Here is a 26,411-nt window from a genome sequence, read left to right as displayed (position 1 = left end):
GTTCATCATGGGCGGATTACTCACGCCGCGCTCGCGGGCGGTGCAAAACGTGGGAGAACCTGGCTTCCTGCCGCCTCCGTTGCAACAACCTGAACCAGAGAGCGTCACGCAAAACGTTGGACAATGTCGTATTTCAGGAATACGAATTCAAGTATTGACTGCAAGGTAAGGGTCAAAAGCCTCAGGCTTTAACGCAAAGGAGCGCCGCTATGAAGCCACATGTCAACGGGCCCGCGACAGTGAGGAGGGTCCGTACATGCTGATGGGGAGACTTACTAGGCTCGTGGCAGTCGTGTTTCTTGTGACTCTCATGACATCCTTCATGCTCGAACTCGTGCCGGGGTCTCCAGCAGTGAGCATTGCGGGGGATTACGCTACACCCGAAGTTATCGCGGCCATTAATGAGCAGTACGGTTTCGAAAAGCCGGTCATGGAACGGTATGTCGATTGGGTGGCTGGGGTGTTCCAAGGTGATTTCGGACGATCCTACTTAGACAGGACCCCGGTATTCGATTCGCTGATAGAACGGGCGCCTATGACACTGCAGCTGGCCTTCGGGGCTATCCTTCTGGCGCTGCTAATTTCGATTCCACTGGCGTTGTTCTGTGCATTTCGGCCCGACACTTTCGTCGATCGTGTCGTTAACGCACTTACGTCCGGGTTGATTGCCATTCCAGCTTTCGTCACGTCGCTGTTCTTCGTCTACGCGTTGTCAGTGACGCTGGGCTGGCTGCCGGTGACGGGATGGGTGCCCTTCACCACTGATCCAGTGAAGAATCTGCGACACGCCTTCATCCCGACGCTGGCGCTCTCTCTGCCCGCGGCTGCTGTGTTTGTACGTGTTCTCCGTGCCGATCTGGTCGGTACTCTGCAGCAGGACTTTATTACGTTGGCGCGTGCGAAGGGCCTTCCGTCCACGCCGATCCTAGTGCGACACGCACTTCGTCCCTCGTCTTTCTCCCTCTTGACGGTAGCCGGCCTCCGTTTAGCCGAGCTAGTCGGCGGAACAATTGTGATCGAGACGATCTTCTCGATCCCAGGAATCGGGGCATATCTTATTCGGGCGGTTCTAGGAGGAGATTTGATTGTCGTCCAGGGGGTCGTGCTCTTTATGGCCGTTGCATACCTCGGCATCAATTTCGTGGTTGATTCCACATACCGACTCCTGGACCCGAGGATCGCAAAATGACGAGAACCGGATTGCGTGACGGACGGGAAGCACGTTTGCCACAGCCAGCTTTGTTGGCGGGGCGCTTAGCTCGCAAGGCACGGCCACGGCGTTCCATCGGCGCTGTCACGGCAATCGCATTCGGCTGGGTGGGATTGCTCTGCTTACTTGCCTTCGTCGTCCAGTGGCTACCTGTTGCGGAGCCGCAAGTGAGCGTCGCCGAGCCGCGACTTGCTCCGTTCGTGGACTGGGCACATCCTTTGGGAGCGGACGCGCAAGGTAGAGACGAGCTATCGCGTCTTCTTTACGGCGCAAGGGCGTCGATCGGCATAAGTTTCGTCGCGATGATGATTGGCCTGGCGGCAGGCACAGCAGTTGGTGTGCTTGCTGGTTACACGCGGGGAAAGTTCGATGCGTTCGTCGGTGTAATCACCGATGCAGGGTTGGCTTTTCCTGGCTTGGTGTTGATCGTGGGCATAGCTGCTGTGCTGGGACCCGGGATGCAAACATTGATCATCGGGCTCGGGGCCGTCTCGTTCCCAGTCTTTGTCCGCGTCGCCCGTGCAAACACTCTACGATTCAGCGCTCGCGAGTTCGTGCATGCGGCACATCTGACCGGTGCGCGGACGGGACGCATCATCACCAGGGAGTTGCTGCCTAATGTTATCCCCCCGGTTTTCGCCTATGCGATCATTCTGATGGCGACGCTGATCACGGCGGAGGCGAGTCTGAGCTTCCTCGGCCTCGGACTTCAGCCTCCTACGCCTAGCTGGGGAAACATGATTGCCGAAGGTCAATACGAATTGGCCAGCTTCCCTCACCTGGTTTTCGTTCCCGCCGCGATCCTCGCACTGACGGTGTTTTCCCTCAATGTTATCGGCGATGTGATTGTCCGTAAGTTCAACGCGGGGGATTCCAAGATTTGAACAAAGGTCAATTTTGATCGGTCAGGCAACCGTGCCGTATCTCAGTAATCCCTAGCGATGCACAAGAAAGAGAAGATCATGAAGTCAACTATTGCGAAAAGGTGCCGTGTCCTGGGCGCGTCCCTTGCAGTCCTTTCGATGGCGCTGCTCGCCGCGTGTAGTAGCGGGGACGGGAGCGATACTTCGGGCGGAGGAACGCCCGTGCCTGGCGGCACGTTGACAGTAATCACCGAGACCGATGGCTTGACACTAGACCCGACAGTGACTGCGGGAGGGGCTCAAAGCGTCGGGAATCTAATGCTGCCGATCTTCGACACGTTGATTCGGGTAGATGTCAATGGTGAGATCAGACCCCGTATCGCGACGTCGGTGGAGTCGGAAGATCGGCAAACGTGGACAATTGAGCTTCGAGAAGGCGTAACTTTCACGGACGGAACGCCGTTCGACGCGGAAGCTTTGAAGTTCAATTGGGAGCGTGCTCAGGAGCCGACGTCGCCAATCACAAAACGCGACGCGAACGCGATAACCTCAATGACAGTCACAAGTCCTACAACGCTTGAAGTGACGCTGGACGCGCCTTCCAGTGGTTTCCCGTTCCTCTTACAGGGCTCGTTAGGGATGATCGGGTCTCCCACCGCGATCAAGGAAATGGGGGAGGACTACAGCGCGGCTCCGGTTGGAGCCGGCCCCTTCATTCTTGAGCAACGCGTCCCGGGTTCTATGTACTCCTATAAAAAGAATCCAGATTTCTGGGAAGAGGGCCGACCCTACGTCGATGCCCTCAACATAAAGCTGATAGTCGAAACGCAACAGGCTGAAGCCGCCTTCAAGGCCGGTGAGAGCGATCTGTTTTATACAGGCGACCCAAGGGTTCAGCGCGACCTAAAGGCAACTGGGCACGAGGCGCTCACGCCAGAAGCGTTCGGCGGATACCAATACACCTTCAACACGACGAGCCTGCCAACAAGTGACGTCCGCGTGCGTAAGGCAATCATCATGGCGCTGGACCCCGAGGCCCTGAGCGACAGGGCGACGCAGGGGGCTGCGGCACCATGGACCACGCTTTTCCCCCAGACTTCGCCCTATCACGCACCGGAACACCAGTGGCCCTTCAATGGGGACATCAAAGAGGCGCAGGAGCTAATAGACTCCTACGTCGCCGAGCACGGACCGGTCGAAATCACCTACGAAGCTATTAGTTCGGATCGGGCGTGGGCCGACGCAATCGCGGAACGGGTGAATTCGCAACTAGATGACATCACGATCACTATCGGTACTGTCAGCTTGCAGAAAGCGTTGGACAACCTGTATTCCGGCCAGTACACAATTGCCAACAACTCTCTGCAAGGGTTTGACCCGATCCCTACGCTGAGCAACCGTCTCCTTTGCGACTCGGGCGGTAATAACGCCAATTACTGTAACGAGGAGATGGACAGACTCTTGAAGCGGGCCGCCGTGACGTCTTCTCAGGATGAACGTGTCGAAATCCTCCGTGAGGTTCAGAAACTTCTCGTCCAGGAACTGCCTTTCTTCCCGCAGATGGAGCGCAAGATTGAACTGTTTGTTAATGACTCCGCCAAAGGCGCTCACATCTACGATGCCGGTTTGATCGAGTACGAGTCGCTGTGGATCGACGAATGAACCTCGAAACCCACACGGCTCAGAAGAACGCTTCAATGATCCCCGCTCGCTTAGGGGACGAGGTCTTGAAGGTTCGGAATCTCACTACGAGCTTTCATACGAGCCGCGGGCTCGTCAGGGCAGTGGATGACGTGTCCTTGGCCATTCGAGGCGGAGAGATGTTGGCCTTGGTGGGTGAGTCAGGCTCTGGCAAGTCGGTCCTGGCACGTTCGATCATGCGGCTGCTACCGCGCAGTGGCGTGGAGTCCAGTGGAGAGATCTTGATTAAAGGGGAGGACCTCGCAAGCCTTTCTGAGCCGCAGATGCGCCCCCACTGGGGTCCTACCGTCTCTATGATTTTCCAGGATCCAATGACGGCGTTGAATCCGGTAATGCGGATCGGGGATCAGATCGTCGAGTCGCTAAGAGGAGCGAATACAGGTGGATTTCGCGCACTTCGCCGGGCAGCCGTTAAGGCCTTGAATGACGTGGGTGTGTCTGAACCTGAAAGGAGAGTGCAGCAGTATCCGCACCAACTATCGGGAGGCATGCGACAACGGGTCATGATTGCGATTGCGCTCATTCGTGATCCGCAAGTTCTGGTGGCCGATGAACCTACGACCGCTCTGGATGTAACTATCCAGGCGCAAGTAATGCAGCTACTGAAGAGAGAACAGCAGTCGCGTCAAATGTCGGTGCTTTTCATCACCCATGACCTCGGTCTTGCCGCTTCGTACGCCGAGAACGTCATGGTGATGTATGCCGGCCAGGTTGTCGAGAGCGGGCCCGCAGATGCGGTGCTCCGCTCCTCCCGCACACCATACGCTTCGGCGCTACGGAACTCGATGCCGCTTGTCAAGAATCCTCCGCACGCTCGCTTGGAAGCCATCGCAGGGCGTCCACCGGACCTGGCATCCCTTCCTACGGGCTGTCGGTTTGCCTCGAGATGTGCCTATTCGCAGGAACGCTGTCTTAAAGAGGAGCCCCAACTCGTCTCGGACAACGGACGCGAGGACCATAAGTATCGATGCTTCTTCCCGGTAGGACTCCCCGAAGGTGATGCTGCGCTTCGCGCTAACCGAGCGAAGGGTACATCGGCGTCAGGAGTCCCGGTAGGAGAGCTCAAGGGGTCGGGAGCAATTGTATGAAGGACTCCACTAGAGAGTTGACGGGGCATGCAGTTAGTACTTTCACTAAACCGCTCCTCGAAGTGACAGATCTGACAGTTCGATACCCGCTTGGCCGCGGCAAGTGGCTAGAGGCGGTTTCCGGTATCAGTTTCGACCTCTTTGAGGGTGAAACGCTGGGAGTGGTAGGTGAGTCGGGATGTGGCAAGTCGACCGTCGGCAAAGCGATCGTCCAGCTGCACCCACCGGCCTCGGGAGAGGTGTCCTTCGAAGGCCAGGATTTGACCAAGGTCTCGGCAAGCGCATTGCGCCGCGTGCGACCGCACTTACAGATGATCTTTCAGGACCCCATTGCGTCGCTTAATCCGCGGCGAAAAGTGTTCGATATCGTCGAAGAACCACTCAAGGTCATGAAGGTCCGGTCTCAGCAAGAGCGCTCGAAACGAGTTGAGAACCTCCTCGAGCAGGTCGGGATTAGTCCCGATATAGCCCGAGAACGTACGCCGAGCGAATTCTCTGGGGGACAATGCCAGAGAATCTCGATCGCGCGAGCCTTAGCCATGGAACCGAGATTGATAATCTGCGATGAACCGGTCTCAGCATTAGACGTCTCCGTCCAGGCGCAAGTGCTCAACTTGCTGGAGGACCTCAAGGTCTCGCATCAACTGACACTGATGTTTATCTCTCATGACTTGGCCGTCGTGAAGAACATCAGCGACCGCGTGATCGTTATGTACCTTGGCAAGGTCGCGGAGGTGGCTCCCACCCAGACGCTCTATGACACTCCGGCGCATCCATACACTATGGGCTTACTCAACGCCATACCCGATTTCGATCCGGCGGTCGGACATGTCGAGCGCCAACGTGAAGGTCTCAGTGGTGAGATTCCATCGCCGTCTGCCCCACCGTCAGGATGCAGATTCAGGACACGGTGCCCGCTCGCTCGGGAAAGGTGTGCCAGCGAAGAGCCGCAACTACGGGAGATAGGCCACCAGCATCAAGTTGCTTGCCATTATCCATTGGAGGGCGCTGACCGAGAGAGAGCCCGAATTTATGGGGTCGGGGCTTTAGCTCCTGGGTTCTAGCGCGTCTCTCAGAGGTGTCGGATGTGTGGGCGCTGAGGCCGGTTCCTGTCCGGAAATCGCCTCGCCGACTGTTCAAGTGTTGATCATTCCGCGCGGCAAGAACAGCGTAGAAAATCTTCCAACCGCGGCTTCCACAGCATTGAATCCAAAAAGTCATGGAATCGTATTTGGGAGAAAAAGGCGCCAAGTGGCAAGAACATCAGCGCCGACGTGCATCGGTGCTGTTCGGCTTCGACAAGAGAAGGGGAAAGGTTGTGAGTGGTATGGCGATAAGGACGAGGTCTGCGGCACATCGGTTGAGGGAATTGCTCACTCAAGAGGGGTTGGTGCAGATTCCAGGGATTCACGACCCATTCTCGGCTCGGGTAGCCCAAGACATGGGATTTGAGGCGGTGGCGTTGGGAGGCGGAGTTACCTTGGCGATCGGGTATCACGTGGTGCCTGACATGACAATGGTATCTACGCGTGATGTGGTTGAGGCGGCACGCGGCATTACGCGAGCAATTGATATCCCATTGGTCGCCGATTTCGATGACGGAGGAGGCAATCCGCTTCAGGTTCGCCACGCAGTTCAACTGGCGGAGGCAGCGGGCATCGCAGGCGTAATGATCGAAGACACGAACTTCGCGTATCCGAAGCACTCTCCGCCGAAAGAACTGGGGACTCTGATGCAGTTCAAAGACAATCATCATCTCTCGAGGGAGGCGGCAGTCCAGCGGATCCGGGCGGCGGTGGAGGCGCGTCGGAATCCCGATACAGTCATTATTGCCCGGACTGATGCCGCGTTGATATCCAAGGAAGAATCGCTGATTCGGATGCGATTGTTGGCCGAGGCAGGGGCAGATGTAATCAAGCCCACGCATTTTCCTTTTGAGGACGCCGCAGAAGCTGTGGAGGCGTCTGGCCGGCCGGTAATGATGGTCCCCATCCGATTGGGAAGTTCAACTCGGCAGGAACGCGAACTCGCTCGTCACAGCGGGGTTAAAGTACTGCTCGAACCGGTCCCAGTCTCATATGCGGTCTACGGTGCGGTGATCACCGCCCTCACTGAACTCAAGGGTGGCGGAACCAGCGAGGTGGATTCCGACACTGTCAAGTTGGTCCAAGAAACGATCCGCTACCCCGAATGGGGCGACTTGGCCGCTCGCTATCAGGGATCAGTGGCGTTACCGTGACGAGGAGAAAGCACTCACGTGATCCTGCCGCGGGTGCCCGCGACGCGACCCTGACGTTTACAGCGATTTCACGAACGGCGCGTTACGCAACCTGATGAAAGTCCTCGCTGCTGGACCTGCTCAGCGAGCAGTCGTCGTCACTGTCCCATCCGCGCACGCTGGACCTCTGGAAGAACATCTGTACCCAGTGCGACCTCGGCATCGGAAACGCTCACCACACTGGCCGTGGGCAAGCTCCCGGGCCAGCAACAACGGCTGCGCCGACTCCTCGCCGAACGGGTAACGGATCATGGTCACGCGCAGAAACGGGCTCAAGAGATCGAAGTGCTTCCTCCGCCACACGAGGCTGGTGCTGGCTTATCTGGGCCTTCTTTTGGCGGCTGGACTCTATGGGATATAGGGGCTGGCAAAAGGACTCTTCAGCCTTTGAGGCTGCGGTTGTTCATTGACGTTCGGAGGTCACATTCCCTGCACGCCGAAGCCTTGCGGCGTACGTACGTCGACGTGGAGGACGTGGCAGCAGCAACTCTGGACTCTCAGGGAACGATCTGCATAGACTCCTCGAAGGAACTGGGAGGTCGGACATGTCAATGGCACTTGAGCGCCCCCGGCGCGGCAAAATGATCGGCGGCGTCTGCGCGGCTCTGGCAGCCCGGTTCGGGCTTCCGAAGTTCCTGGTGCGGCTGGGCTTCGTGATCTTTGGTCTGGTGGGGATCGGCGAGCTGGTTTACATCGCGCTGTGGATCACCATCCCGAAGGCCCCGGCGTAAGAGCACCGGTTTCGACAGGTTCACACGCAGCGCCGGCGGTTGAGTTTGGCGCCCCGGGGTTTCGACAGGCTCAACCACCCGGCCTAATCAGGCGGCGGAGACCGCCTGGAAGTGTTTTTCGATGAGCCCCTTGATGTCCTCGTGGCAACCGCCGCAGCCTGTGCCGGCACGGGTGGCTTTGGAAACCTCGGCCACCGTTGAGCAGCCTTCTTCCACGGCGCCCTGGATGGTTGCCCCGCTGACGCCGGCGCAGCGGCACACGGTGCCCTGCGGATCGGCGGCGGCGCCGGGCAGCTGGTCAGGTCCGTCCAGGCGCAGCAGCAGGGACCTGTCCGCGGGCAGCTCCGCGCCGCGTTCGAAGAGCCCCACCAGCTCGGCAGCCGTGCGCGGCATGCCCACAGCCACGAGTCCCTCCAGGACCCCGCCGCGGGTGGTCATCTTGACGTAACGGCCGTGCTCCGGGTCCGCCCACTGGGCGATCTGCAGCCGGGCGCGGCCGTTCCCTGCGCCGGCGGTGAGGACTTCTTCGTCCCAGGGCTCGGCTGTGTTGTCCCCGGCCACGGCCATGTTCATGCCCCGGGCCTTGAGGACAACAACCCCTGCCTGCTCCGCGGGAAGCTCCGGCAGCGCTTCGGCTTCTGCCGCCGCGTCCGATGCCAGCAGGGTCAGGTATTCGGCCAGCCACTCGGCCTGCCGCCAGCCCGGCCCTACCAGCCCGGACGGGCCCTTGGCGTTCCGGCACCGGGCGCAGTCCGGCTCGGGGCAGCGCACCTCGGCGCAGTCGCCGATAGCGAAGATATGCGGTTCGTGGTGTGCCCGCAGCCGGTGGTCCACGAGGATTCCGTTGGCGGTGGAAAGCCCGCAGCCTTCGGCCAGTTCGGTGCGGGGGCGGACACCGCACGAGATGACCAGGAGGTCGCCGTCGATCGCTGACCCGTCGTCGAGCAGCAAAGCCGAAAATCCGCCGTCGGCCGCGTTGTGCTCAACACCGGTGGAACGCGCGTTGCCGGCCATCCGGACACCGCAGCGGCGCAGGCTGGCGGCGAGGACGGCGCCGCCGCCGCGGTCGATGTTGCGGCCCAGCGGGTGCGCTCCGTTGTGGACCACTGTGACGGTGGCGCCTTCTTCAGCCGCGGCCAGCGCAGTCTCCAGGCCCAGGACGCCGCCGCCCAGGACCACTACGCGCTTGCCGCCGTCCACCGCCTGGCGCAGCACCTCGGCGTCACGCAGGTCGCGAAGGGCTGTGACGCCGGCCGGCAGGACCGGCGAGGTTGGATCGGGGTTGATGCCGGTCAGGTTGGGAATCACGGGACGGGACCCGGTGGCAAACACCAGACGGTCGTAGTGGGCCACGGAGCCGTCGGTCAGCAGTACCTGCTGCCGTGCGCGGTCGACCCGGCGGACGCGGATGCCCAGCCGCACGTCCACGCCTTCTGCGGCCAGCGCGTCAGCATCAGCCAGCGCCAGGGCTTCTGCCGTGGTGCGCCCGACGCCCAGATCGGCCACCAGCACGCGGTTGTAGGCTGCTTCCGCTTCCGCGCCGACCACCGTGAGGTGCACCTGGCCGTCCCGGACGGCGGGCAGGAGCTCGTCAACCAGCCGGGCGGCCACCGGGCCGAATCCCACAATGACAATCTGCTCGCTCATGAGGCCTCCGTCGTTTGCAGCACGTTGGTTGACAGGGGAGTGGCGGCAGGCCGCACCCACACCTTGTTGAACTTGAACTCGGGCATTCCGGACGTGGGGTCCGTCGCCGCCTCCGTGAGGCGGTTGGCGCTCTCGAGTTCAGGAAAATGGAAGGGAAGGAACACCGTGTCCGTGCGGATCGCCGTGCTCAGCTCGGCCCGGCACAGCACCTCGCCGCGCTCGTTCGCCACAGAGACGAGCATTCCTTCGGTGATGCCCATCGACGCCGCGGCGGCCGGATGGACCTGCAGCTTCGCCTCCGGCCGGGTTTCGAGCAGCTCGGCAACGCGGCGGGTCTGCGCGCCGGACTGGTAATGCTCCAGGAGGCGGCCGGTGATGAGTGTCATGGTTGTCGCAGCAGGATCAGGGTTGGCAGCTGGAGCACGACGGCGGCGGGGCGCCACCGGGACCATCACGGCTTTGCCGTCGGCGTGTGCGAAGGTGTCCCGGAACAGGCGCGGGGTTCCGGTGCTGCCTTTCGGGTACGGCCAGTAGGCGGCTTCGCCGCGGTCCAGCATGGCGTAGTCGATGCCGGAGTAGTCGGCCAGTCCGCCGGCGGAGGCCAGCCGGAGCTCCTCGAAGACAGTTTCCGGGTCCTCGCTGTAGGTGGACGGCGCCTCGAGGGCCTCGGCCAGCCGTGCCATGATCCACAACTCACTCCGGGCCCCGGCCGGGGGCGTCAGGGCGCGGCGGCGGCGCAGTACCCGGCCTTCGAGGTTGGTGAGTGTGCCTTCCTCCTCGGCCCACTGGAGCACCGGAAGAATGAGGTCTGCCTCGGCGGCGGTCTCGGACATAAAGAAGTCGCAGACCACCAGGTAGTCCAGGCTGCGCAGTCCTTGAATCACGGCGTTGGCGTCGGGGGAGGCCACGGCGATGTTGGAGGCGTGGACGAAAAGGCAACGGACGCCGTCGGGCTGTCCCAACGACTTGAGCAGCTGGACGGCCGGCAGTCCCGGCCCGGGGATCAGCTGCTCAGGGACACCCCACACCCGGGCCACATGCTCACGGGCGGCGGGGTCGGTGATCTTGCGGTAACCGGGGAGCTGGTCGGCCTTCTGGCCGTGCTCGCGGCCGCCCTGGCCGTTGCCCTGGCCGGTGAGGGTGCCGTAGCCGCTGCGGGCCGAACCCGGCAGGCCCAGCAGGAGGCTGAGGTTGATCGCAGCGGTGGCGGTATCCGTGCCGTCCACGTGCTGTTCCACGCCGCGGCCGGTGAGGATGTAGCTGCCTCCGGCGCGTGCGCCGGAGGCGAGCCGGCGGGCCGTTTCGCGGATGAGTTCGGCGGGCACGCCGGTGATGGACTGGACGCGTTCGGGCCAGAAGGAGTTCACGCTGCGGACCACGGCGCTGTAGCCCGATGTGCGTTCTTCGACGTAGGCGGTGTCCACCAGGTTCTCGTGGATGACCACGTGCGAAATTCCCAGGAGGAGGGCGAGATCGGTGCCCGGCAGGGGCTGGAGGTGCAGGCCGCCGCCGTCGGCCGTAAAAGCCGCCGTGGCGGAACGGCGCGGATCCACCACAATCAGCCCGCCGGCGTCGCGCGTTCCCTTCAGGTGCTGGACGAAGGGCGGCATGGTTTCGGCAACATTGGAACCCAGCATCAGGATGCTGCTGGCGGTGTCCAGGGCTTCGAGCGGGAACGGCAGGCCGCGGTCCACCCCGAAGGCGCGCATTCCGGCCGCCGCTGCGGAGGACATGCAGAAGCGTCCGTTGTAGTCGATGCGGGAGGTCCGCAGGGCGAGCCGGGCGAACTTGCCCAGCATGTAGGCCTTTTCGTTGGTGAGGCCGCCGCCGCCGAAAACGCCCACGGCGTCACGTCCGTAGCGGGCCTGCGCGTCTTTCACTGCGCCGGCTGCGAGGTCCAGGGCCTGGTCCCAGCCGATGGGGCGGTGGACGCCGTCGGGCCCCTTGAGCAGGGGCTCGGTGATCCTGCCCGGGTGGTTCAGCAGCGTGGCGGAGGTCCAGCCTTTGCGGCACAGGCCGCCGCGGTTGGTGGGGAAATCACGTCCGCTGACCTCGAGGGGTGCCTTGAGGCCGGCCCGTTCCCCGGCGGCCGGCGCGGACACGGGGACTGACCCCGGCTGGACGGCCGGGGTCAGTTCCGCTGGAGACGTGAGCGTCATGGCGCACTGCAAAGCGCAGTAAGGGCAGTGCGTGTCGGCGCTTTTGGTCATGTTAGACGTGTCCCATCGCATTTCGGTTGGCATTGCGGATGTAGCAGAACCAGCAGACGGCCAGCATGAGGACGTACGCTCCAACGAAGCCGTAGAAGGCCGGGGTGTAGGAGCCGCTGGCCGTGTTGGAGGCGTTCAGTACCTGCGGGATAACGAACCCGCCGTAGGCGCCGATGGCGGAGATCAGGCCAAGCGCCGAGGACGCGAGGCGCTGTGTGGCCACCGAGCTTGCCCCCTTGCGGGCGGCGCGGCTGGAGGTGGCGAAGATGACCGGGATCATCCGGTAGGTAGCGCCGTTTCCAAACCCGCTGGCCGTGAAGAGCATCAGGAAGAGGACCAGGAACAGCCAGAAGTTCTTCAGCGGCAGGGTCCAGATCATGGTGAGGGTGATGACGGCCATGGAAGCGAAAGCGGCCACGGTCATCCGGGCGCCGCCCATGCGGTCGGCCATGCGTCCGCCGTACGGCCGGGCCAGGGAGCCCACCAGCGGGCCAAGGAAGGCCAGCGACAGTGCCACAGTGCCCACTCCGATGGAGGAGAACGCGGGGAAGTAGTCCTTGATCAGCTTCGGGAACACACCGGCGAAGCCGATGAACGAACCGAAGGTGCCGATGTACAGCAGCGCCATGATCCACAGGTGCGGTTCCTTCAGGGCTGCCACGGATCCGGCGATGTCACCCTTGGCGCTGGTGAGGTTGTCCATGTACTTGAAGGCGCCAAAGGCTGCCACGAGGATGAACGGCACCCACATCCAGCCCGCCAGCGGCAGGTTGACGGTGCCCGCGGCGAGCAGGGTGATGGCAATCGGCACGGCGAGCTGCGCAACGGCGGCGCCCATGTTTCCGCCGGCGGCGTTCAGGCCCAGGGCCCAGCCCTTTTCGCGGGCGGGGTAGAAGAAGGTGATGTTGGCCATGGAGCTGGCGAAGTTGCCGCCGCCGAAACCGGCCAGGGCAGCCACCAGGAGCATCACGCCGAACGGCGTTTCCGGGTTGGAGACGCACAGCGCCAGGCCGATGGAGGGGATCAGGAGCAGCAGCGCGGAGACGATGGTCCAGTTCCGGCCGCCGAAGCGGGGGACCATAAAGGTGTAGGGGATGCGCAGGGTGGCACCCACGAGGCTGGGCATGGAGATCAGCCAGAAGATTTCGGAGGTGGAGAAGGTGAAGCCTGCGGCGGGGAGCTGGACCACCACGATGGACCAGAGCTGCCACACAACGAAACCGAGGAATTCGGCGAAGATTGACCAATTGAGGTTGCGGCGGGCGATGGTGCGGCCGGCGGATTCCCATTGTTCCTTGTTCTCGGCATCCCAGTTGGCGATCCAGCGGCCGGGGCGGAAATCAAGGGCGGGGGCAACGGTAGTGCGGGTATTGCCGGGCTGTGCGCTGGCGGATGCGTCTTCGGGCCTTGCGGTCTCGTCAAGATCAAGGGAATTGCTGGGGCCGGCATCAGCGGTGCGGTCAACAGTCACGGGGTACCTCCTTCGGGGGGATGTTGTTCCTCCAAGGTAGGTAAGGCTCGTTTCACAGACCGACGCGGTGTGTTAACGGGCTGTGACATTTGCCTATCGGAGTCTTTTGGGGACCGTTAGGCTAGGGGGAACCGTCAAAAATGAGACGCACCGCACAAGTCCGGATAGTGGACCTTTCGTCCATTGACTGGACCGCGGGAACTAAGATTGAACTCTAACTATTTCGAGCCGGACCCCACGCGTGGTCCGCCAGGTTTCCATGAAAGCGTTTACCTATGTCTTCCACCGATACCTCCACGGTGCCCGGATCCCCGCAGCCGGTTAACTCACGCGGGCGCGTGATCGTTGCCAGCTTGATCGGCACCACGGTTGAGTTCTACGACTTCTACGTTTATGCCACCGCTGCGGTGCTGGTGTTCCCGCAGTTGTTCTTCCCCAACCAGAACGAAACAACCCAGCTGCTGAGCTCGTTCGCAGTTTTCGGTGTGGCCTTTGTGGCCCGCCCGCTGGGATCCATCATCTTCGGCCACTTCGGCGACAAGTTCGGCCGCAAGGGCACCTTGGTGGCCTCACTGCTGACCATGGGCATCGCCACTTTCCTGATCGGCTGCCTGCCCACTGCGCTGGTACCGGGCTGGGAATTCCTTGCTCCTGCCCTGCTCGTTGTGATGCGCTTCGCCCAGGGGCTCGCCCTTGGCGGCGAATGGAGCGGCGCCGCCCTGCTGGCCACCGAAAACGCACCGGCCAACAAGCGCGCCATCTATGGCACCTTCCCGCAGCTGGGCGCACCCATCGGCTTCATTATCGCCAACGTGATCTTCCTGGTGTTCAGCTACGCGCTGAGCCCGGCTGACTTCCAGGCCTGGGGCTGGCGCGTGCCGTTCCTGCTCAGCGCCGTCATGGTGATCATTGGCCTGTACGTCCGGCTCAAGCTGATTGAGACCCCCGCGTTCACCAAGGTGCTCGAGTCCAACGAGGTGGCGAAGCTGCCCCTGGGCCGGGTCTTCAAGACCAGCTGGCGCCAGCTGATCCTGGGCACGTTCATCATGCTGGCCACGTACGTGCTCTTCTACCTGATGACCACGTTCACCCTGACCTACGGCACCCGGCCGGCCAGCCTCGAGGCTGCCAGGGCCGCCGCGGAAAAGGCCGGCAAGCCGATGACCGAGGCCGCCGCGGCTGCGTTCGTTCCCGGCCTGGGCTACACCCGCAACGACTTCCTGTGGATGCTGATTGCCGGCGTCGTCTTCTTCGGCATCTTCACGCTGGTGTCCGGGCCGCTGGCCGAGAAGTACGGCCGGCGCAAGATGCTCCTCGCCGTTACCGCCGGCATCTTCGTCTTCGGCCTGCTGTTCGTCCCGCTGTTCAGCGGCGGCTTCGTCGGCACCATGGCCCTGCTGGTCATCGGCTTCTCCCTGATGGGACTCACCTTCGGGCCCATGGGTGCGCTGCTGCCTGAGCTGTTCCCCACGAACGTCCGCTACACCGGGTCCGCTGTCAGCTACAACTTCTCCAGCATCCTGGGTGCTGCTGTTGCCCCGTTCATCGCCGTGGCGCTGTGGGAAATCGCTGACGGAAGCCCGGTGCTGGTGGGCGTTTACCTGACGGCCATGGCCGTACTGACCCTGATTGCGCTGTTCGTCAGCAAGGAAACCCGGGACCTGGACTACGAGAACAACGTGGCCTGAGTCCCCGGGCTGTTCCTTCCGGCCCGGTGGCAGCTGAGGCGCCCGGCACAATTCCCGTAACTGCGGGGATTGTGCCGGGCGTTTTTCTGCCTCTGCGGGAGTAACCGGGCGGGAACGTACGACGGCGGGCTGCCGCGGCTACTGTGCGTAGCGGGCCACGAAGTTCTTAAGGATGTTCATGGGCTCCGTGACCGTGAACCGCCGTGCGCTTTCCATCAGGTCTTCGGCGGACTCCGGCGGGAAGTAGCCCGCGTGCCGGTAGATGTCGATGCGGGTGCAAAGGCCTTCGGCGTCCAGCTCGGGGTGGAACTGGGTGGCGTACAGGTTCTTCCGGATGCGGAACATCTGCACCGGGCAGTCCGCCGAGCCCGCCAGGAGCACGGCGTGCGGCGGGAGGACGGTGCAGGCTTCCTTATGGCCGGTGAAGGCGGTGAACCTGCGTGGCATCCCGCTGAGCACGGGGTCCTCCAGTCCGGCGTCAGTGAGTTCGATCTCCGCCGCGCCCAGCGGCTCGCCGTAGGTCCTGTCGATCACGGCGCCCTGGTGCGTACCCAGCGTTCCCACCCCGTAGCAGGCGCCGAGGAACGGGAAGTCGCGGGCCACCAGTTCGTCCAGGAGGTCGGCCAGCTCCCGTTCCACGCGGTGCTGCGTGGGTGTCTTGTGCTCTGGCGGGTCACTGGATGTGAACGGGCTGCCGCCCACAATCACCCCCGAATAGGAGGCCAGGTCCAGCTCGGGCAGGGGAGCGGCTTCCAGCCTGATGCGGCGCAGGCCGGAGGGGTCCAGTCCGCCGTACTTCAGATAGGCGGCATATTCGTCCTCGGCTGCGGCGTCCTCGGCACGTGATGCCAGGAGCAGGAAAGGCAACATGTGCTAAGTGTGCCTTTTTCGAACCGGCATGTCAGCCTCGGGGCCCAGCCCATCATCCCGTTGGTGCAGCCCGGACAGCCCCGTCAGCTGCTGGCGGGCTGGCTCAGCGACCGGCGGGACTGGGGGCGGGCGGCGGGGTCTGCGTGGCGGTGCACCAGCTTCCAGTACCCTTCCTCGCGCCGGAAGACGCTGGTCACGCGCAGCGCGAATTCCTCCGCTGCCGCGGCACCGTCCAGGCGGGCACGGAAATGTTCCGTTTCCACCAGGAAGGCGGTGTCCCTGGCGGTGTAGGAGCTGACAGTGTCAAACCCCAGCATCTCGCCGTCCTGGAACTGGCGTGCCGCCTGGTCCAGCCGGGCTTCCACCTGGGCCCACCCGCGGGCAATGCCGCCGAACGGGTTGGCGAGGGTCACGTCGTCGAGGCGCGAGTACAGCTCCTTGACCGGTTCCGGGTTGCCCCGGGTGATTTCGGGGACGGCAAGGTGGTAGCGGTCCACTTCTTCTTCAAAGCTGGGTGCGAGCACGGGAAACCTCCGGCGTTAGTCTTCGATGGTGGCGATGACGGCGCCTGCTGACACCGTTTCGCCGGCGGCCGCCGTGAGCCCGGTGATGGTGCCGGAGCGGTGCGCGGTCAACGGCTGCTCCATCTTCATGGCTTCCAGGACCACCACCAGGTCGCCCTCGGCCACCACGTCACCGTTGGCAACGGCTACCTTGACGATGGTGCCCTGCATGGGAGAGGTCAGGGCATTGCCCGTAGCCGCAGCGGTGCCGCCGGAACGGGAGCGCTTCTTCGACTTGCCCGGCTTGGCCGTGGCGCCTGCGGCGCCGGCAGCCACGGAACCGAGCGATGCCGGCAGGACCACCTCAAGCCGCTTGCCGCCCACCTCAACCACCACGCGCTGCCGGTCTTCGGCCGGGGCCTCGGTGGCGCCGCCGTCGGGGGTCCAGGCCGGGAGGTTGTTGACGAACTCGGTCTCGATCCAGCGGGTGTGGACGGTGAACGGGCCCTCGGCCGGGGCGAAGGCCGGGTCCGAGACCACTGCGAGGTCGAACGGGATCACCGTGGGGATGCCTTCCACCACCATCTCCTCGAGGGCGCGGCGGGCCCGCTGCAGGGCCTGCGGCCGGCTGGCTCCGGTGACGATGAGCTTGGAGAGCATGGAGTCGAAGTTGCCGCTGATGACATCGCCCTGCTCCACGCCGGAATCGATGCGTACGCCGGGGCCGGTGGGGTTTTTCAGGACCCGGAGGGTGCCCGGGGCAGGCAGGAAGTTCCGGCCCGGGTCTTCGCCGGTGATCCGGAACTCGAAGGAGTGCCCGCGTACTTCGGGGTCGTCGTAACCGAGTTCCTCACCGCGTGCCAGCCGGAACTGTTCGCGCACCAGGTCGATCCCGGTGACTTCCTCGGAAACACAGTGCTCCACCTGCAAACGGGTGTTGACCTCGAGGAAGGAGATGGTGCCGTCCTGGCCTACGAGGAATTCGCAGGTACCGGCGCCGAGGTAACCGGCCTCTTTCAGGATGGCCTTGGAGGATTCATAGAGCCGGCGGTTCTGGTCTTCGGTGAGGAAGGGGGCCGGGGCTTCTTCCACCAGTTTCTGGTTGCGGCGCTGCAGCGAGCAGTCGCGGGTGGAGACCACCACAACGTTGCCGTACGCGTCCGCCAGGCACTGGGTCTCCACGTGGCGGGGCGCGTCCAGGAACCGTTCAATGAAGCATTCGCCGCGGCCAAAGGCGGCGGTGGCTTCACGGACGGCGGATTCGTACAATTCGGGAATCTCGTCCCGGGTGCGGGCCACCTTGATGCCGCGGCCGCCGCCGCCAAAAGCGGCCTTGATGGCCACGGGCAGCCCGTGCCGGCCAACGAAGTCGAGGATTTCCTCGGCCGATTCCACGGGATCGGCAGTACCGGGGACCAAGGGTGCGCCGACTTTTTCGGCGATGTGCCGGGCCTGGACCTTGTCGCCAAGGGCCGAGATAGCCTCGGGAGAGGGGCCGATCCAGGTGAGGCCGGCTTCAATCACGCGGGCAGCGAACTGGGCGTTCTCGGCGAGGAAGCCGTAGCCGGGGTGGATTGCGTCGGCTCCGGACTGGCGGGCGGCGTCGATGATCTTGTCCATCACCAGGTAGGACTCCGCGGCCGTGTTCCCGCCCAGCGCGTAGGCCTCGTCAGCAAGGCGGACGTGCAGGGCATCCCGGTCCGCGTCCGCATAAACAGCAACCGAGGCGATCCCTTCATCACGGGCGGCGCGGATGATGCGCACCGCGATTTCGCCGCGGTTTGCGATCAGCACCTTTGTGAGGGTCGACTGCGTGGGATGTGCGGACTGCTCCAAATTTGCTGACAAGGCGTCTCCTTCTTTCCTTCAGGGAGCCTAGCGCGGTTTTGAGGGTTCCGCCGATATTGCTTGCGGATTCCGCGTGTAAACCGCCAAGGCTTTGTAGGGAAGCTACAAGAACCGCCGAAATCGGCGCCTTTAGGACGCCGGCCAGAGTTCGGTGATCCGGACCTGCGCCTGGGCGAGCAGGCTGCGCAGCGTGGACACCGAAAGTCCCACCACCGTGTGCGGATCGCCGTCGACCTTCCGGATGAAAGCGCCGCCCAGTCCGTCGATGGTGAAGGAGCCGGCGCAGTGCAGCGGCTCACCGGTGGCGATGTACGCGTCGATCTCCGCCGCGTCCATCTGGAGGAAGGAGACCTCCGCCGAGGCCACCGTGCCCAGGGTGGCCCCGGTGCCCGGGGCGGCGTCGCCGTCCGGCTCGGTATCGCGGCAGTCCACCAGCCAGTGCCCGGTATGCAGCACCCCGGTGTTGCCGCTCATCCGGAGCATGCGTTCGCGGGCGACGGCGGCGCTGTACGGTTTGCCGTGCGCCTCGCCGTCGAACTCGAAAACGGAGTCGCAGCCAAGTACCAGCGCACCCTCGGCTTCGGGCAGGGCCGCGACAGCCTCGGCCTTGGCGCGTGCCAGCAGCAGGGCGGTGTCATGCGGATCGGTGACTCCGTACCGGGCCTGGACGGCGTCCTCGTCAACATCCGATACCAGCACCGTATGCCGGATACCGGCCTCGGTGAGGAGCTTGGTGCGGGCGGGGGACTGGGAAGCAAGAATCAGGCGGACCACGGATTCAGCCTAATGGACCAGTTCTTCGGACGCCTTGGCGGCAGGCCGGTTCAGCTGGGCGCCTTCCACGTCGACGTCCGGCAGGATCCGGTCCAGCCAGCGCGGCAGCCACCAGGATTTCTCACCCAGCAGGTACATGACGGCAGGAACAATGGTCATGCGGACCACAAAGGCGTCAAGCAGCACACCGAACGCCATTGCGAAGCCCAGCGGCCGCACCATGGTGAGGTGGCTGAAGATAAAGCCGGCGAAGACGCTGACCATAATGATCGCGGCTGCCGTCACCACAGCGGCCGCGTGGCGGAAGCCCACCCGGACCGCCTGCTTCGCGGTGGAGCCGTGCATGTACGCCTCGCGCATGCCGGAGGCAATGAACACCTGGTAGTCCATGGCCAGGCCGAACAGCACGCCGATGAGGATGATCGGCAGGAAGCTCAGGACCGCGCCGGGGTTGGCGACGTCGAACACGCCGCCCAGCCAGCCCCACTGGTACACCGCCACCACGGCGCCGAACGCCGCGGCGAGGGAAAGCAGGAAGCCGCCGGTGGCGAGCAGCGGCACCACGATGGATCGGAAGACGAGCAGCAGCAGGACCAGGGAGAGGCCGACGACGATAGCCAGGTAGGGCGGCAGGGCGTCGCCGAGCTTCGTGGAGACGTCCACGTTGCCGGCCGTCTGCCCCGTGAGGCCCATGGCCACGCCGTATTCGGACTGGATGTCCTGGTTCAGGCCGCGCAGTTTGGAAACCACCTGGACCGTGCTGGCGCTGGCCGGGCCCTCCCTCGGGATGACCTGGAAGACTGCGGTTCGGCGGTCCTCGCTGAGTGCTACGGGCACAGCGGCCACCACGTTGTCCACGGCGCGCAGCTTGTCCGCGACGTCGTATTGCAGGGCCTGCGCCTCGGCTTCGTCCAGGTTCGCCGGGAACTCACCCACGGCAACAATCGGGCCGGTGACGCCTTCGCCGAAGCTGCGCGCGGTCAGGTCGTACGCCTGGTAGGCCTCTGACTCCACCGGTTCGGAACCGCCGTCGGGCAGCGCCAGCTGCAGCTGGGTGGCAGGGAGCGCGAGCGTACCCAGCAGGACTACACCGGCCAGGAGTGCCAGCACCGGGTGGCGGGTGACCAGGCCGCCCCAGCCGCGGGTGCTGCGCTCGCGGTCCTGGGCTTCGTCGGCTGCCTCGTGGCCGGGTTCGGCGTTGTGTTCCTCAGCCTTGGCCCAGGCGCGCCTTGAGATGATGCGGCGGCCGATCAGGGACAGCATGGCCGGGGTCAGGGTGATGGCCACCAGAACAGCTACCGCCACGGTCCCGGCCGCGGCCAGGCCCATCACCGCGAGGAAGGGCAGGCCCGGCACCACCAGGGCGGCGAGGGCGATGATGACGGTCAGGCCGGCGAAGACCACGGCGTTGCCGGAGGTTCCGGTGGCGCGGGCCACCGATTCCTCCTGTGCCATGCCGGCAAGCAGTTGTGTGCGGTGCCGGTTGACGATGAACAGTGAGTAGTCGATTCCGACCGCGAGGCCCAGCATAAGCGCCAGCATGGGGGAGATGGAGCTCATGTCGAACAGCCCGGAGAGCGCGAAGGTAATGCCGACGCCGACGCCAACACCAATGATCGCCATCAGCAGCGGCAGCCCGGCGGCAATCAGCGTGCCCAGCATGATGATCAGGACCAGGGCTGCCACGGCAATGCCGATGATCTCGGCGGCGCCGAAGAGCTCGGAGATGTCCTCGGTGATCTCCTTGCTGGCGTAGGCGCTGACGCCGGCCGCGGACGTTTCATGGGCGATGTCCTGGACCTGCTGGCGGACCTCCGGGCTCAGGCCGTTGATGGAGGTGTTGAACTGCACCTGTGCCACGGCGGCGCGTCCGTCTTCGGAAACAAAGCGGATGGCCGAAGACGCTTCAGCCTGGCGCTTGCCCAGCTCCAGCTTGGCCTTGCCGGCTTCCAGTTCCCGGCTTCCGGCGTCGAGCTTTGCCTGTCCGTCTGCCAGGGCCGCCTTCTGCTGGCCAAGCTGCGCCTCAATGAGTGCTGCGGGGGCGCCGGCGGCTGCCAGCTGCTGCTCTGCTGCCGCCAGCTGTGCCGCCCCTGCCTCGAGCTGTGCGCGGGAGGCATCCAGCTGTGCCTGGCCCGCGGCCAGTTGCTGCTCGCCGTCGGTGATGGCCTGCCCGGCCTGGTCCACCTGCGCCTGGGTGGCGAAGGGGTCCACGGTGCCGCGGACGCTGGGCACTGATTCAAGCTTCTTCAGCGCGTCGGTGACGGCGGCGCGGCTCTCGGCGGTGAAACCGCCGTCGGGCGCTTCAAAGACGATGGTTGCCGTGCCCCCGGAGGCTGATGGGAGGTCTTCCTTCAGCTTGTCCGCGATGCGTTGTGTTTCGGTGCCGGGAATCTGGAAGTTGTTGGACAGCGTGCCGTGGAAGGCGGCAGCTGAACCGCCGACAGCCAGCAGGACCGCCAGCCAGAGTGAGATGACCAGCCAGCGCCGGCGGTAGGAGAACTTGCCCAGGCGGTAAAGGAACAGTGCCATAACAGGAAACCGATCTGATCAGGAGGAAACGGATGCGGAAGTAGCGGAACGGTGGGCAGGGCTGGTGCCCGCGGTGAAACCGGAGCCCAGCAGCGCCATGGAGTCGATGAGCAGCTGCCGCAGCTCGGCGAGGGAAGCGGCGGAAAGGTCGGCGCCGCGGCGCGTGAACCACACCTCCAACGCAGCCTTGCCGCAGGAGATCACCGCACCGGCCAGTGCGCGGACGTAGAGCTCGTCCACACTGTCGGCGCCGCCCGCCACTCGTTCCCGGGCGACGGCGATGATCTGTTCGGTGCAGTGCTCCCAGGCCTGCAGCTCCGAGTGCGACATCAGCGTGCTTTGCTGCGTGAGCGTAAACAGTTCCGCGAGCGGTGCCACGGTCATAGGGTCTGCGAGGGCCATCAGGGCGGCCTGTGCCGAGTGCAGGATCGGTTCTTCGGCAGGCCGGAGCCGGAACTGCTGGATGGCGTTGTCGAGGAACCCGTGCGTGACCGAGGCAAGGGCCGCATCGGTGCTGCCGAAGTAGTTGAAGAAGGTCCGCCGGGAGATGCCCGCAGCATCCGCGATGTCCTCCACCGTGAAGTTTCCAGGCCCGCGGCTGCGCAGCAGTGACAAAGCGGCGTCCGTGATGGCCTGGCGGGTGGCCGCCTTGTTCAGCTCGCGCCTGGATGGGGTTGCGGCTTCTGCGGGAATGTCGGTGGGAGTGCCCATAGCGATTACACTACGTGCAAGTTTGCACGCTGGGCAAGTTCCCTGCGCCAGCATTCACAGGTAGATGAAAGGTTCCCAACAGCTCTTCCAGAACTGGCCTGGCGATGCTTGGAATGTCCCGGGAGGGATGAACCATCAGCAGCCGTCACCGACGGCAGATCCAGGAGACGCAGAATGTCACGCACAAAGAAAATGACCCTTGGCTTGTCAGCCACGGCACTGGCCCTCGGTGCCGGTATCGGCGTTGCCGGCATGGCCTCCGCCACCACCACACCAACCCCCGCTCCCAGTGCAAGTTCCAGCGCTTCAGCAGACGGAAGCACCAGCACGGCCCCCGGCGGCATGGGCAAGCACAGCGGCCACGGCGGTGAGCGGGGCATCGCCCAGGCATCGGCGCTCGCGGAGAAGCTCGGCGTGGAGGAGGCGAAGGTGACGGAGGCACTGCAGGCGTTCCGTGAGGCAAACAAGCCCACCAGCCCGCCGGCCGACGGCGCGAAGCCGGACCAGGCAGTCCGCGATGCCGCCCTGGCCAAATCCTTGGCCGGGTCCCTGGGGATTGAGGAGTCCAAGGTCAGCGCCGCGCTGGAGGAGCTACGTACCGAGAAGCAGGCAGAAAAGGCCGCTGCCTTGAAGACGCGGCTCGACCAGGCCGTGACCGAGGGAAAGCTGACGCAGGCGGAAGCCGACGCCGTCACCAAGGCCGTACAGAACGGTGTTATTGGCGGCCACTGACCCGGCCGTCAAAGACAAAAGAAGTCCCCGGGAAATTTCCCGGGGACTTCTTCGTTCCGGCAGTTGTTACTGCCAGGGGTGAGCACGGGCCCTTTTAGGCCTTCGCGTCCGCCAGTTCACGCGGCGTGGTGTCCGTGGAGGTTCCGTCGGACGGGCTGGCGTTGTCGGCAGAGTCGTCAACAAAAGGCGTGCCGTTTCGGGGTGCGTTGTACAGCTGCTCGTCCAGGATGCCCTGGCGCTTGGCCACGATGGTGGGGACCAGCGCCTGGCCGGCCACGTTCACCGCGGTGCGGCCCATGTCCAGGATGGGATCGATGGCCAGCAGGAGCCCGACGCCGGCCAGTGGCAGTCCGAGCGTGGAGAGCGTGAGTGTCAGCATCACCACAGCGCCGGTGGTTCCGGCGGTTGCCGCGGAGCCCAGGACGGACACCAGGGCGATCAGCAGGTACTGGCTGAAGTCCAGCTGGATGCCGAAGAACTGGGCCACGAAGATCGCTGAGATCGCCGGGTAGATGGCTGCGCAGCCGTCCATCTTGGTGGTGGCGCCCAGCGGCACGGCGAAGGAGGCGTAGGCGCGGGGGACACCCAGGCTGCGCTCGGTGACACGCTGGGTCAGCGGCAGGGTGCCCACCGAGGAGCGGGAGACGAACGCCAACTGGACGGCGGGCCAGACGCCGGAGAAGTACTGCTTGACGGACAGGCCGTGGCTGCGGACCAGGATGGGGTAGACGGCGAAGATGACCAGGGCCAGGCCCACGTACATGGCGAAGGTGAACTTGCCCAGGGAACCGATGGTGTCCCAGCCGTAGACTGCGACGGCGTTGCCGATGAGGCCAACGGTGCCGAGCGGTGCGATGCGGATGATCCACCACAGGACCTTCTGGATGACGGCCAGTGCGGAGGCATTCAGGTTCAGGAAGGGCTCGGCAGCCTTGCCCACCTTGAGGGCGGCAACACCGACGGCGATGGCGATCACCAGGATCTGGAGCACGTTGAAGCTCACGGAAGTGGTGACGGCGCCCGATTCGGCAACCGTGGAGCTGGCGCCCAGGCCAAGGAAGTTCTTGGGGAACAGGCCGACGAGGAAGGACCACCAGTCTCCGGACTTGCCTGAGTACTTGGCTTCCTCGGTGATGCCGGTGTTGGCGCCGGGCTGCAGCAGGACGCCCAGTCCGATGCCGATCAGCACGGCAATCAGGGAAGTGATGGCGAACCACAGCAGGGTGTTCCAGGCGAGCTTGGCCGCGTTGGACACCTGGCGGAGGTTGGAGATGGAGCTGACGACGGCGGTGAAAATGAGGGGCACGACGGCGGTCTGCAGCAGCGACACGTAGCTGGAGCCGATGGTCTGCAGTGTGGCGCCGAGACCGTTGGGGCTGGCTTTGGTGCTGCCGGTGTACTTGGCCAGCAGGCCGAGGCCAAGGCCGACGATCAGGGCGGCAATGATCTGGAAGCCGAACGAGCCAGCCCACTTGGGGAGCTGGAAGCCGGTCTTGGCGGATTCTGAGGGGCGGGTTTGAGTGCTCACCCGAATACGTTAGGGCCAGGCTCCATATCACGACGAACGAACATTGAGAAATATTACGCGCCCAGGATTCCACTCCCGGACCCCGATCCGCGCCAAATCAAGGGTTTCCGGCGGTATTGTTACTTATTCCCGGCCCAGGTGTGCTTAACGTCTCGAGTCGGGCACAGCAAAAGGCCCGACGTGGGTGCCTTCCGGCAGCTTGCGTCAAAGCGACGAAGGAGCAGCAAGCAGAGGAAGGCAGCCTCGCCGGGCCGGGGTGACCACTGGTTGGAGTCAGGAAAGCAGTGCGCGCCGGAGGGTGTCCAGTCCCACGGAGCCGATGTTCAAAGCCCTTGTGTGGAACTCCTTGAGGTCGAACCCGGGGCGGGCTTCGAGTTCGGCGCGGATCTGTTCCCAGAGGCGCTGACCCACCTTGTAGGAGGGAGCCTGTCCCGGCCAGCCGAGGTAGCGTGTGAACTCGAAGTTGAGCTGGCCTTCGCTGATGGGCAGGTTCTGTTTCAGGAAGTCATAGCCTTTCTCCGGCGTCCAGGTGCCGAAGCCCCACCGTTCGGGGACCGGCAGTTCGAGGTGGATGCCGATGTCGAACACCACGCGGGCGGCCCGCATCCGCTGCATGTCCAGCATGCCCATGTGATCGCCGGGATCATTGAGGTAGCCCAGTTCCTGCATCAGTTTCTCGGCGTAGAGTGCCCAGCCTTCGCCGTGGCCGGAGGTCCAGCACACGTTCCGCCGCCACTTGTTCAGCAGTTCGCGGCGATAGGTTGCGGTGGCCACCTGGAGGTGGTGGCCGGGGACGCCTTCGTGGAAAACGGTGGTGGTTTCGGCCCAGGTGGTGAAGGTGTCCTCGCCGGCAGGGACGGACCACCACATGCGGCCGGGGCGGCTGAAGTCGTCCGACGGGCCGGTGTAGTAAATGCCGCCTTCATCGGTAGGGGCGATCAGGCACTCCAGTTTTTTCATTACGTCCGGGATGTCGAAGTGGACGCCTGCGAGCTCCGCCACGGCCTTGTCCGAGAGTTGCTGCATCCACTCCCGCAGGGCCTCCTTGCCCTTCAGCTGGCGGGCGGGATCATTGTTGAGGATTTCCTTGGCCTCGTCGATGGTGGCGCCGGCTTTGATGGTGTGGGCCACCTGTTCCTGCTCGGCGATCAGGCGGTCCAGCTCTTCCACGCCCCAGGCGTAGGTTTCCTCCAGGTCCACAGTGGCGCCCAGGAAGGAGCGTGAGGCCAGGGCGTAGCGGGATCTTCCCACGGCGTCCTTTTCGGGCGCGGCGGGCAGCAGTTCCCGGCGGAGGAAATCCGCCAACCCGGCGTAGGCGTTGCGGGCGGCGGCAGCGCCGGCGTCGAGCTCTTCCTGGATTTCGGCAGGCAGGGGGCCGGCAGCGGTGGAGGCTTCCGCGGCAAGCTTGGCGAAGAAGCCGTCCTCCGCCGCATATTTGGTGACCTGCTCGACAACGATCTTCACCTGGCGCGCGGCTGCCACGCGGCCCGCGTCCCGGGCCAGCCGGAGCGACTCGGTGTAGCCGGCGATCGCTGCTGGAACGTTGCGCGCCCGGCCGGCAATGTGCTGCCAGTGCTGTTCCGTCTCAGTGGGCATCAGGTCGAAGATGGCGCGGATGTCCTGGGCGGGGGAGGCGATGTTGTTCAGGTCCGCGTACTCCCAGCCGGAGGCATGGATCAGCAGCTGCAGGCCCAGCCGCTCCCGCATGGCGTCGAGGGTGACGGCGTCCACGTCGTCCTCGGGCTCCAGTCCCTCAAGTTCTTCCAGGGTGTGGCGGGCAGCCTCGGCGAATTCCGCGATGCCGGCGGGGGAGAAGTCCTGGTATTCGGTCTCGTGTCCGGGCACGCCAAGGGTGGTGGCGAACGACGGATTAAGCCTGATCAGCGTGTCCGTGTACTTGTCTGCGACGGCATCGATGCGGGTTTCCGGGCGGGCGGCAGGTGCGGTGTCTGTAGTCACCCCACGACACTAACCGTGCCCCCAGCGTTCCGGAAGGAGGCTGGTGCGGCGGGTGGGCCCACGTCGGCGA

Annotated in this window: 20 protein-coding genes; 9 read left to right on the top strand and 11 right to left on the bottom strand. The window is 64.2% G+C overall.

The window, feature by feature from the left end; translation table 11 throughout:
- The first annotated feature begins 256 nt into the window (after window positions 1–256).
- The 7 genes from ARTSIC4J27_RS14095 to ARTSIC4J27_RS14065 all read left to right on the top strand — a co-directional run bounded on the left by ARTSIC4J27_RS14095 (window position 257) and on the right by ARTSIC4J27_RS14065 (window position 7,871).
- Window positions 257–1,189, top strand: coding sequence for an ABC transporter permease (locus tag ARTSIC4J27_RS14095; protein ID WP_050055822.1), 933 nt, complete (start codon window positions 257–259; stop codon window positions 1,187–1,189).
- Complete coding sequence (locus ARTSIC4J27_RS14090; protein WP_083435464.1) at window positions 1,186–2,094, top strand: ABC transporter permease; 909 nt, start codon at window positions 1,186–1,188, stop codon at window positions 2,092–2,094. Before ARTSIC4J27_RS14095 ends, ARTSIC4J27_RS14090 begins: the two co-directional genes overlap by 4 nt.
- A 297-nt stretch (window positions 2,095–2,391) precedes the next feature.
- A complete protein-coding gene (locus ARTSIC4J27_RS14085) occupies window positions 2,392–3,735 on the top strand; it encodes an ABC transporter substrate-binding protein (RefSeq protein ID WP_235436681.1) in 1,344 nt (447 codons plus the stop codon).
- Complete coding sequence (locus ARTSIC4J27_RS14080; RefSeq protein WP_200900832.1) at window positions 3,732–4,862, top strand: ABC transporter ATP-binding protein; 1,131 nt, start codon at window positions 3,732–3,734, stop codon at window positions 4,860–4,862. Before ARTSIC4J27_RS14085 ends, ARTSIC4J27_RS14080 begins: the two co-directional genes overlap by 4 nt.
- A complete protein-coding gene (locus ARTSIC4J27_RS14075; RefSeq protein ID WP_050055819.1) occupies window positions 4,859–5,926 on the top strand; it encodes an ABC transporter ATP-binding protein in 1,068 nt (355 codons plus the stop codon). The genes ARTSIC4J27_RS14080 and ARTSIC4J27_RS14075 overlap by 4 nt, the downstream gene beginning before the upstream one ends.
- A gap of 155 nt (window positions 5,927–6,081) precedes the next feature.
- A complete protein-coding gene (locus ARTSIC4J27_RS14070; protein WP_083435463.1) occupies window positions 6,082–7,101 on the top strand; it encodes an isocitrate lyase/PEP mutase family protein in 1,020 nt (339 codons plus the stop codon).
- Window positions 7,102–7,685: 584 nt separating this feature from the next.
- Window positions 7,686–7,871 carry a PspC domain-containing protein gene (locus ARTSIC4J27_RS14065; RefSeq protein WP_200900831.1) on the top strand — a complete coding sequence of 62 codons (186 nt, stop codon included), beginning with the start codon at window positions 7,686–7,688 and terminating at the stop codon, window positions 7,869–7,871.
- An 87-nt stretch (window positions 7,872–7,958) separates the two neighbouring features.
- Here ARTSIC4J27_RS14065 and ARTSIC4J27_RS14060 read toward each other — a convergent pair whose 3' ends face one another.
- Genes ARTSIC4J27_RS14060 through ARTSIC4J27_RS14050 form a run of 3 tightly spaced genes read right to left on the bottom strand, consistent with a single transcriptional unit; the run spans window position 7,959 to window position 13,199 of the window.
- Window positions 7,959–9,518, bottom strand: coding sequence for an FAD-dependent oxidoreductase (locus ARTSIC4J27_RS14060; protein WP_050055816.1), 1,560 nt, complete (start codon window positions 9,516–9,518; stop codon window positions 7,959–7,961).
- Window positions 9,515–11,728, bottom strand: a complete 2,214-nt coding sequence (locus ARTSIC4J27_RS14055) for a molybdopterin oxidoreductase family protein (RefSeq protein ID WP_050055815.1) — start codon at window positions 11,726–11,728, stop codon at window positions 9,515–9,517. Before ARTSIC4J27_RS14055 ends, ARTSIC4J27_RS14060 begins: the two co-directional genes overlap by 4 nt.
- Window position 11,729: 1 nt before the next feature.
- Window positions 11,730–13,199 carry an MFS transporter gene (locus tag ARTSIC4J27_RS14050; RefSeq protein ID WP_050055814.1) on the bottom strand — a complete coding sequence of 490 codons (1,470 nt, stop codon included), beginning with the start codon at window positions 13,197–13,199 and terminating at the stop codon, window positions 11,730–11,732.
- Window positions 13,200–13,474: 275 nt separating this feature from the next.
- On the opposite strand from ARTSIC4J27_RS14050, the gene ARTSIC4J27_RS14045 reads away from it, so the two are divergent.
- A complete protein-coding gene (locus ARTSIC4J27_RS14045) occupies window positions 13,475–14,887 on the top strand; it encodes an MFS transporter (RefSeq protein ID WP_050055813.1) in 1,413 nt (470 codons plus the stop codon).
- 138 nt (window positions 14,888–15,025) lie between these two features.
- Here the strand turns inward: ARTSIC4J27_RS14045 and ARTSIC4J27_RS14040 are convergent, their stop codons facing one another.
- The 6 genes from ARTSIC4J27_RS14040 to ARTSIC4J27_RS14015 all read right to left on the bottom strand — a co-directional run bounded on the left by ARTSIC4J27_RS14040 (window position 15,026) and on the right by ARTSIC4J27_RS14015 (window position 22,122).
- On the bottom strand, window positions 15,026–15,757 hold the full coding sequence (locus ARTSIC4J27_RS14040) for a glutamine amidotransferase (RefSeq protein ID WP_050055812.1): 732 nt from the start codon (window positions 15,755–15,757) through the stop codon (window positions 15,026–15,028).
- An 83-nt stretch (window positions 15,758–15,840) separates the two neighbouring features.
- Window positions 15,841–16,281 (bottom strand): YybH family protein, encoded by a 441-nt coding sequence (locus ARTSIC4J27_RS14035; RefSeq protein WP_050055811.1) that lies wholly within the window; start codon window positions 16,279–16,281, stop codon window positions 15,841–15,843.
- A 15-nt stretch (window positions 16,282–16,296) separates the two neighbouring features.
- On the bottom strand, window positions 16,297–18,108 hold the full coding sequence (locus ARTSIC4J27_RS14030; RefSeq protein ID WP_050055810.1) for an acetyl/propionyl/methylcrotonyl-CoA carboxylase subunit alpha: 1,812 nt from the start codon (window positions 18,106–18,108) through the stop codon (window positions 16,297–16,299).
- Between the two features lie 129 nt (window positions 18,109–18,237).
- Window positions 18,238–18,882: a Maf family protein gene (locus ARTSIC4J27_RS14025; RefSeq protein WP_050055809.1), complete on the bottom strand. Its 645-nt coding sequence runs from the start codon at window positions 18,880–18,882 to the stop codon at window positions 18,238–18,240.
- A gap of 9 nt (window positions 18,883–18,891) precedes the next feature.
- Entirely contained in the window at window positions 18,892–21,411 is a 2,520-nt protein-coding gene (locus ARTSIC4J27_RS14020) for an MMPL family transporter (RefSeq protein WP_050055808.1), read from the bottom strand.
- A gap of 18 nt (window positions 21,412–21,429) precedes the next feature.
- Window positions 21,430–22,122: a TetR/AcrR family transcriptional regulator gene (locus ARTSIC4J27_RS14015; RefSeq protein ID WP_050055807.1), complete on the bottom strand. Its 693-nt coding sequence runs from the start codon at window positions 22,120–22,122 to the stop codon at window positions 21,430–21,432.
- A gap of 174 nt (window positions 22,123–22,296) precedes the next feature.
- Between ARTSIC4J27_RS14015 and ARTSIC4J27_RS14010 the strand changes: the two genes are divergently transcribed.
- Window positions 22,297–22,854, top strand: coding sequence for a hypothetical protein (locus tag ARTSIC4J27_RS14010; RefSeq protein ID WP_050055806.1), 558 nt, complete (start codon window positions 22,297–22,299; stop codon window positions 22,852–22,854).
- Between the two features lie 94 nt (window positions 22,855–22,948).
- On the opposite strand, the gene ARTSIC4J27_RS14005 is transcribed toward ARTSIC4J27_RS14010, so the two are convergent.
- Together ARTSIC4J27_RS14005 and ARTSIC4J27_RS14000 are read right to left on the bottom strand one after the other, a co-directional pair.
- Window positions 22,949–24,382 carry a dicarboxylate/amino acid:cation symporter gene (locus ARTSIC4J27_RS14005; protein ID WP_050055805.1) on the bottom strand — a complete coding sequence of 478 codons (1,434 nt, stop codon included), beginning with the start codon at window positions 24,380–24,382 and terminating at the stop codon, window positions 22,949–22,951.
- 273 nt (window positions 24,383–24,655) lie between these two features.
- Window positions 24,656–26,341 (bottom strand): DUF885 domain-containing protein, encoded by a 1,686-nt coding sequence (locus ARTSIC4J27_RS14000; protein ID WP_050055804.1) that lies wholly within the window; start codon window positions 26,339–26,341, stop codon window positions 24,656–24,658.
- Window positions 26,342–26,411 lie beyond the last annotated feature (70 nt).

The organism is Pseudarthrobacter siccitolerans, assembly GCF_001046895.1.
Classification (GTDB): domain Bacteria; phylum Actinomycetota; class Actinomycetes; order Actinomycetales; family Micrococcaceae; genus Arthrobacter; species Arthrobacter siccitolerans.
This window is presented reverse-complemented; position numbering and strand designations above follow the sequence as displayed.

Bases quoted from the DNA above. Each gene is read 5' to 3' on its own strand.
- ARTSIC4J27_RS14095 (WP_050055822.1), top strand. From the start codon at position 257: ATGCTGATGGGGAGACTTACTAGGCTCGTGGCAGTCGTGTTTCTTGTG.
- ARTSIC4J27_RS14090 (WP_083435464.1), top strand. From the start codon at position 1,186: ATGACGAGAACCGGATTGCGTGACGGACGGGAAGCACGTTTGCCACAG.
- ARTSIC4J27_RS14085 (WP_235436681.1), top strand. From the start codon at position 2,392: ATGCTGCCGATCTTCGACACGTTGATTCGGGTAGATGTCAATGGTGAG.
- ARTSIC4J27_RS14080 (WP_200900832.1), top strand. From the start codon at position 3,732: ATGAACCTCGAAACCCACACGGCTCAGAAGAACGCTTCAATGATCCCC.
- ARTSIC4J27_RS14075 (WP_050055819.1), top strand. From the start codon at position 4,859: ATGAAGGACTCCACTAGAGAGTTGACGGGGCATGCAGTTAGTACTTTC.
- ARTSIC4J27_RS14070 (WP_083435463.1), top strand. From the start codon at position 6,082: ATGGAATCGTATTTGGGAGAAAAAGGCGCCAAGTGGCAAGAACATCAG.
- ARTSIC4J27_RS14065 (WP_200900831.1), top strand. From the start codon at position 7,686: ATGTCAATGGCACTTGAGCGCCCCCGGCGCGGCAAAATGATCGGCGGC.
- ARTSIC4J27_RS14060 (WP_050055816.1), bottom strand. From the start codon at position 9,518: ATGAGCGAGCAGATTGTCATTGTGGGATTCGGCCCGGTGGCCGCCCGG.
- ARTSIC4J27_RS14055 (WP_050055815.1), bottom strand. From the start codon at position 11,728: ATGACCAAAAGCGCCGACACGCACTGCCCTTACTGCGCTTTGCAGTGC.
- ARTSIC4J27_RS14045 (WP_050055813.1), top strand. From the start codon at position 13,475: ATGTCTTCCACCGATACCTCCACGGTGCCCGGATCCCCGCAGCCGGTT.
- ARTSIC4J27_RS14040 (WP_050055812.1), bottom strand. From the start codon at position 15,757: ATGTTGCCTTTCCTGCTCCTGGCATCACGTGCCGAGGACGCCGCAGCC.
- ARTSIC4J27_RS14020 (WP_050055808.1), bottom strand. From the start codon at position 21,411: ATGGCACTGTTCCTTTACCGCCTGGGCAAGTTCTCCTACCGCCGGCGC.
- ARTSIC4J27_RS14015 (WP_050055807.1), bottom strand. From the start codon at position 22,122: ATGGGCACTCCCACCGACATTCCCGCAGAAGCCGCAACCCCATCCAGG.
- ARTSIC4J27_RS14010 (WP_050055806.1), top strand. From the start codon at position 22,297: ATGTCACGCACAAAGAAAATGACCCTTGGCTTGTCAGCCACGGCACTG.